This window comes from Microcystis sp. M049S2, assembly GCF_020245625.1.
Lineage (GTDB): Bacteria > Cyanobacteriota > Cyanobacteriia > Cyanobacteriales > Microcystaceae > Microcystis > Microcystis ichthyoblabe_A.
Map to the genome: position 1 here is coordinate 1 of NZ_JADBUN010000137.1, position 6,467 is coordinate 6,467.

At 41.8% G+C, this 6,467-nt stretch carries 6 protein-coding genes; 1 reads left to right on the forward strand and 5 read right to left on the reverse strand.

Annotated elements, in window-relative coordinates; genetic code table 11:
• The 3 genes from IM496_RS11765 to IM496_RS11775 form a co-directional block, all read right to left on the reverse strand.
• The coding region (locus IM496_RS11765; RefSeq protein WP_287662004.1) for an Rpn family recombination-promoting nuclease/putative transposase at nucleotides 1-349 on the reverse strand (349 nt) is incomplete at its 3' end.
• A gap of 281 nt (nucleotides 350-630) precedes the next feature.
• Nucleotides 631-765: a hypothetical protein gene (locus IM496_RS11770; RefSeq protein ID WP_265578370.1), complete on the reverse strand. Its 135-nt coding sequence runs from the start codon at nucleotides 763-765 to the stop codon at nucleotides 631-633.
• Entirely contained in the window at nucleotides 762-1,007 is a 246-nt protein-coding gene (locus tag IM496_RS11775) for a UPF0175 family protein (RefSeq protein WP_194018388.1), read from the reverse strand. The genes IM496_RS11770 and IM496_RS11775 overlap by 4 nt, the downstream gene beginning before the upstream one ends.
• A gap of 668 nt (nucleotides 1,008-1,675) precedes the next feature.
• On the opposite strand from IM496_RS11775, the gene IM496_RS11780 reads away from it, so the two are divergent.
• Nucleotides 1,676-4,321, forward strand: a complete 2,646-nt coding sequence (locus IM496_RS11780) for an efflux RND transporter permease subunit (protein ID WP_287662005.1) — start codon at nucleotides 1,676-1,678, stop codon at nucleotides 4,319-4,321.
• Between the two features lie 248 nt (nucleotides 4,322-4,569).
• Here the strand turns inward: IM496_RS11780 and IM496_RS11785 are convergent, their stop codons facing one another.
• Together IM496_RS11785 and IM496_RS11790 are read right to left on the reverse strand one after the other, a co-directional pair.
• Nucleotides 4,570-5,994, reverse strand: coding sequence for an FAD-binding domain-containing protein (locus tag IM496_RS11785; protein ID WP_194016166.1), 1,425 nt, complete (start codon nucleotides 5,992-5,994; stop codon nucleotides 4,570-4,572).
• A 175-nt stretch (nucleotides 5,995-6,169) separates the two neighbouring features.
• The coding region (locus IM496_RS11790) for a Uma2 family endonuclease (RefSeq protein WP_287662006.1) at nucleotides 6,170-6,467 on the reverse strand (298 nt) is incomplete at its 5' end.

Sequence of the window (6,467 nt, forward strand, 5' to 3'; positions counted from 1 at the left end):
GCTTTGAATAAGAAAAAATTACAATCGGATAAATCGGTAGGACAAATTTCTCATGAAAGCGAGCAAAATAAGTAAACATTCGCCGATTAAACCACTTTCGGGAACTTTCCTGCGCCTCCAGATGAATCAGAAAAAAAGATTCTTTTCCTCGAAACTTAACTTGTGCGACTAAATCGCTTTCATACCTTTCTCCTTCCGTGACATCGGTGAATACTTCTTTGTCTAAAAAAGTAATCGATTCCCTATCTAAATAATCTATCAATTGAGGAAAAAATAACTCAATAAATTCGACAAAAAAGGTGGAGATTAACTCCTTAAATAAGCGATCATGGTCAATATTATTAGTCATGTAATATCATCTTAACTAATCTGAGCGATGAATGACTACTCTTATGTATTGTATTCTGAAAAGTCGGTTTTGGCAACGGATTGTTATGACCTCACCCCCTTAACCGACAGCGATTGCCAAATTCGCACAAAATCCATCAGATTGAGCTAAATCGAACAAAACATCGTAAACGGCAGGAAAAATCGGCAACAGGGTAGAAGTCATGACATTAACTGCAAAGGTTTACTGCTAACAGTTTTAGCCCAACAATCCCCAATCTTTCAAGACCCCTGTAACAGAAATTAACATTTATACAGAAAACGGGTTTCTCCGAGAAACCCGTTTTCTAAATCATCAGTATAAATATCTTTTAAGATTGACAGATAACCAACAAGAGCAAGACTGCTGAGAGGAGAAGTATCGCTAATAATAATCATAGCCAACCTTTGTTTTTTAAATGCTTAATATCTTCCTGAAACTCAGCAACATCATAGTGAATACAAATTCCTCGTTCAGAAAGCAGCCGTTGAAACTTGATTTGATTAATACTTAATAACTCACTTGCTTTTCCTAAGCTAATCTTATCTTGTTGGAATAACATAATAACAATTTCCTTCAACAGTTCATCCTCTGATAAACCACTTGCTTTAATCACTTCTTGGGAAATAACTAGAGTCATATTTTCTCCGTATTTTGATAGGAATTATACAAATGCTATCCTATGTACCCCTTGGAAGTCCCAGAAAACGGGTTTCTTGAAGAAACCCATTTTCTACATAAAGGCAATCACTCTCCCCAATTCATAATTCATAATTCCCCGCTCCCTTGTCTCTTATCATACTTTGTGCTTTTTGTCAAAAAAACTTTTTTTTTGCAATAAAACTACACAAAAAAAAGATCATCGTTGTGGGTAAAAATGACTGATTTACCCGTCTTAATTAGGATCACCTTCTAGCTGTGGCAAGGGTTTCAACCATTGCTGCCTAAAAAAGCAAAGAATAGCCCATTATGAAATTCTATCAAATCGCTGTAACCATTATAACGTCGTTGTTAAATAAAAATCTTTCTCAATTAATTCTTAAGAATTTATAAATATTGCGAAATGTTAATTTAAATATTCTCAAGTTTTTACAGTCAATAAATAATTTTTGCTTATCTTTGTCAGAAAATAGAACTTCTGCAAAAATCCAACATCTACCATGGGGTTAGGAGTCTCCGAGTCAGGATTCAGGATTCAGGATTCAGGAGATTATTTTATTTATTCTCCCCACACCCCACACCCCACACCCTACACCCTACACCCCACACCCCACACCCCACACCCCACACCCCACTTATTAAACAAACATGAAAGAATCGTGGCGAGAACGTCTGAATATCTCTCGAATAGCGATTAATGCACCGAGGTTAACCATTGCCTTCTGGTTAGCGGTGGCCGTGGCGGGAATTTTGGCTTTTAGTTCCCTAAAATACGCTCTTTTCCCCGATATAAGCTTTCCAGTCGTCATAATTAACGCTCAAGCGGATTTAGCTACTGCTATCACCACGGAACAGCAATTAACTAAACCCCTAGAAAATCCCCTTTTCTCTCTCCCCGGTCGTCGTGATATTTCTTCGACTACTGCCCCCGGACAGTCAGTAATCAGCATTTTCTTTAAAATTGGCACAAATTTAGACAAAGCCACCGCAGCAGTTAAACAGGCTATCTCGCAAGTCCCTTTACCCTCTCAAGCTACTACAGAAGTTATCCCCGTTGATTTAAATGAGTCGGCAACAGTCACCTATGCGCTGGTGAGTGAGCAGAAAACTCTAGAAGAATTAAGCCAAATCGCCCAAGATAATTTAATTCCACCCTTAAAAGCTCTTCCTGGTACGGCTAAAGTTAATTTACTCGGTCAAGGTACAGTTAGGGAAGATAATCCCCATAAAAGCTTAACCCGACCATTGCCCACGCTGGTGCGCTTTAACGGACAAGAGGCGATCGCAGTGCAGGTAATCAAAAAAGGTGCCGCCAATAGTCTCGATCTGGCCGCTCAAGCAGAAAAACTGGTTAAAGACATAGCACAAAAACTGCCCGATGTCAAGATAATTTTAGCTGAAACCCAAGCGGAATATATTCGCGCTGCCCTACAAGGCACGATCGATGATTTACTTTTGGCAGTTTTGCTGTCGGTGCTGGTGATCTTGATATTTTTAGGCAGTTTCGCCGCTACGGTCATTTCTGCTCTGGTTATCCCCCTATCTCTTTTGGGGACTTTCATTATCATGGCCATCTATGGGTTTAATCTGGAAACCCTGACACTGCTGGCTCTCGCTTTGGTGATCGGCATTGTCGTGGATGATGCGATCGTGGATGTGGAGAATATTTCCCGTTTAATCGACGCGGGGGAAACCCCGAAAAATGCGGCACTTAAGGGGACAAGGGAGATCGGATTAGCTGTCACCGCCTCCACTTTAACCATTGTTGCCGTGTTTATACCCGTCGCTTTTATGGGGGGTGCGGTGGGGCAGTTTTTCCAACCCTTCGGTTTAACTGTCTCGGCTGCGGTGATTTTTTCTCTGTTGATCGCCAGAACTTTATCGCCAGTTTTGGCAGTATATTGGCTGAAACCGCAGTCACGGGCAAAAATGACGAAACAAAAGCGACCGATTGAAAACGCCTATCGACGGCTCTTAAACTGGTCATTGCGTCATCGTTTGCTGGTCATTGCTATTGCCCTAATTACCTTTTTTGCAGGTATTGCCCTGATTCCTTTTATTTCTAGGGGATTTATTCCCCGACTCGATCGCGGCGAGTTTAATCTGGTTTATACGTCTCCTTTGCCGAAAATAACGCAAATTAGCCCTAATAAACCAAAAAATAAGAGTTCTACTGATAGTTTCGCTTGGATTTCCCAGTTAGCTAGTTCTCCCGAAAGTTTTCTCCTGCGTCGCACTGTCCGGGATGGCAGCAAATTAGAAGCGCCGATTTTGCAGGATGGGGAAGTGGAATCGACTTTTATGATCGCCGGTTTACGCGGTGAGCCGAATCGGGGCAAAATTCACGTTAAACTGAAGGGCGATCGTAAATCTCACACCAGTGCGGTGCAGCAACGGATTCGGCAAATTTTACCGACAATTAGAGGGGTGAATGTCAGTGTCGAGGACATTCCTTTTGTGCAGACGGAAGCGGAAAAGCCGATCCAAATTGCGATTAAAAGCGATAATTTGCAGCTATTGCGCGATAGTGCCGAGAAATTGCGGGTTGAGGCCGCTAAAATCTCTGGTTTAAAGGATATTTCCCTATCATCTAGATTAAATGAGCGGGGGGATTTTTTGGCGATCGAGCGTTTAAATGGTCAACAGGCGATTTTTCTCAGTGCTAATCTCAGTCCGGATTTAGGATTAGAAGATGCGGCGATTAAAATTGAAGGGATTCCTTTACCAGAAGGGATAACTTTACAGCGTTGGGGTACTTCTTCTCAAAGTAGCGATGTTTTGGGCAGTTTTGGTCGCACTTTAATCCTAGCGACAATTTTAATGTTAGGAGTTTTATGGTTATTATTCAGAAGACTGCTAGAAACTATCGTCATCGCTTTATGTTTACCTTTAGCGATTGTGGGGGCAATGTTGGGGTTATTGGTAACGGGTAGTGAGTTTAGTATGATTTCTTTGATCGGGTTTATCTTCCTCCTGGGATTACTCGATAAAAACGCTGTGTTATTGCTGGATTATACTAACCAATTGCGTCAACAGGGTTGGAGTCGGGAGGAAGCGGTTTTAGAAACGGGAATGATTAGGTTAAGACCGATTTTAATGACCACCTGTTCGACAATTTTAGGCATGATTCCGATCGCTTTGGGATTGGGTACCGGTGCGGAATTGCGGCAACCCATGGCGATGGTAATTGTGGGAGGTTTAGTCACTTCTTCCCTGTTGAGTTTAATTGTTGTGCCTGTGTTATATCTAAGTTTAGAGGATGTTTGGAACCAGATTAAAGCCGGTCAAAAGTAGCTAGTTTTACCGTCGCTTTAGTGAGGGTTGGCTGAATAAATCTAAAAACCTTGTTGGGCAAGGCTTTTATACTTTTTGTCAATCAAAAAGTACCGGATATGGGAGTGAGCGGGGGGAAAATCCCTGGACTTTTTCCCTAAAAATTAGGTAATTGACCCCCTCAAAATCGGTAAAACCCCACACCCCACACCCCACACCCCACACCCCACACCCTGTCCCCACTAAAAACTTTTTGCCACAAACCCTAGTTATTGTTTTGGCTTCTGATTACTATAGAGTCGTTTGAACTCTTTTTGTTGTTGATTATGATCGACAATTGGCTCAGGATAACCACAACGATGTCTTTCTAAACGGGGGATTTTCCCGGTTACTAAATATTCCGTATCTACGGAAGCTAATTCCGGCAACCATTGACGAATATATTCCCCTTCTGGATCGAATTTTTGTGTCTGACTAGCGGGATTAAAAATTCTTAAAGGTTTCGGATCCATGCCACTAGAGGCACTCCACTGCCAACCACCATTATTAGCGGCTAAATCGCCATCAAAAAGTTTCTGCATGAAGTATTTTTCGCCTTTTTGCCAGTTAATAATTAAATCTTTGGTTAAAAAACTCGCCACAATCATGCGACAACGATTGTGCATCCATCCCGTTTCATTTAATTGTCGCATGGCCGCGTCAACGATCGGATAGCCGGTTTTTCCCTGGCACCAAGCTTGAAAATGTTCTTCGTTATCCTGCCAAGGAAAATGACGAAATTCTTTTCTATAAGCACCGACCGCCAATTCTGGGAAAAAATAGAGACAATGCTGGTAAAATTCCCGCCAAGCTAACTCTTGCTGCCAAGTGATAATACTATCTTTTGCTTCCTCGGCGCGGCAATTTTCTAATAACTCTAGGGTTGCGGTCCAAATTGTGCGGATGCCAATCGCCCCAAATTTTAAAGCGGCACTCAAGCGCGAGGTGCCATCGAAAGCGGGGAAGTTACGATCTTCTTGATAATTGTTAACAACCCCTTGACAAAATTCTTCTAATCTGCTAAGAGCGGCTTTTTCTCCGGGGGTGAGGGGTAAGGGATTTTGCCAGGTAAAACCTAAATTTTCTAGGGTTGGTAAGTTAATAGTTTCTGCGAGTTTCTCCCCCTCATTTTCGTCTAATCCTTGCAGGTTTTCTAGGGTTGTGGGGCTGGCTTTGGTTAATTGGCTCCAATTTTTCCAAAAAGGAGTATATACGGTGTAGGGACTTTTTGAGAGGGTGAGGACTTGTCCGGGGGCATGGAGAAGTTGATCCCAGAAGGTTTCTACCTCAATTCCTTTTGTTTGTAAAGCGGCGATTACCTGTTGATCTCGTTGACGCGCGTAGGGTTCGATATCGAGGTTAAAAAAAACTGCTTTTGCCGATAAATCGCTGGCTAAATTGACCAGTGTTTGACTGGGGTTGCCGCGAATAATCAGTAATTGACTACCTTTTTGGCGATAATTTTTTTCTAATTCCTCCAGACAACCGAGGAGATAGGCAACTCTAGCCGGGGCGATATCATCCCCTTCTAAAATAGCAGGATCGAGGCAGAAAACCCCGATAATTTTCGGACTGCGCTCCCTAGCTTTACTCAGTCCAATATTATCCGAGAGACGTAAATCGCGACGATGCCAGAAAAGGATTAGATTTGACATAAAGTAAGGTGATGAGTGGTCACTGAGCCTGTCGAAGTGAAGATTATCAGGGGCGAGATTATTTTACATTGAGCTTGTCGAAATGTGGGGTACAGTTCAGAACAAATTCAATTCAAAAATACTCTTTCTGTAATTATAGGACAGTGGATCAAGAATAATTGTCTAATTTTACAATCTAGCTGTGATTGGCAGTTAGTTTATTGACAAAATCTCGATGTTCTGCTGTCTCTAACCCCCGCTGCAAAATCACTAAAACTTTTCCTAAGTCGCCCATTAATAAAGCGTTTTTATCTAGCCATAAACCGGGAAAGATTTGAGAGCGCATTATGCCATCACTATGGGGTTCTAGTTTAATATATTCTCCTGCCTGTAGCCGAAACCAATCAATTTCTTGTTCATAAAACCGCCAGACTAGGTATTCTTGGACTTGATTGCGACGGTAAACATTTAATTTTTGATGAACATCGTAGGAA

Coding starts and splice junctions, on each gene's coding strand:
- IM496_RS11770 (WP_265578370.1), bottom strand. CDS start 765: ATGATTATTATTAGCGATACTTCTCCTCTCAGCAGTCTTGCTCTTGTT.
- IM496_RS11775 (WP_194018388.1), bottom strand. CDS start 1,007: ATGACTCTAGTTATTTCCCAAGAAGTGATTAAAGCAAGTGGTTTATCA.
- IM496_RS11780 (WP_287662005.1), top strand. CDS start 1,676: ATGAAAGAATCGTGGCGAGAACGTCTGAATATCTCTCGAATAGCGATT.
- IM496_RS11785 (WP_194016166.1), bottom strand. CDS start 5,994: ATGTCAAATCTAATCCTTTTCTGGCATCGTCGCGATTTACGTCTCTCG.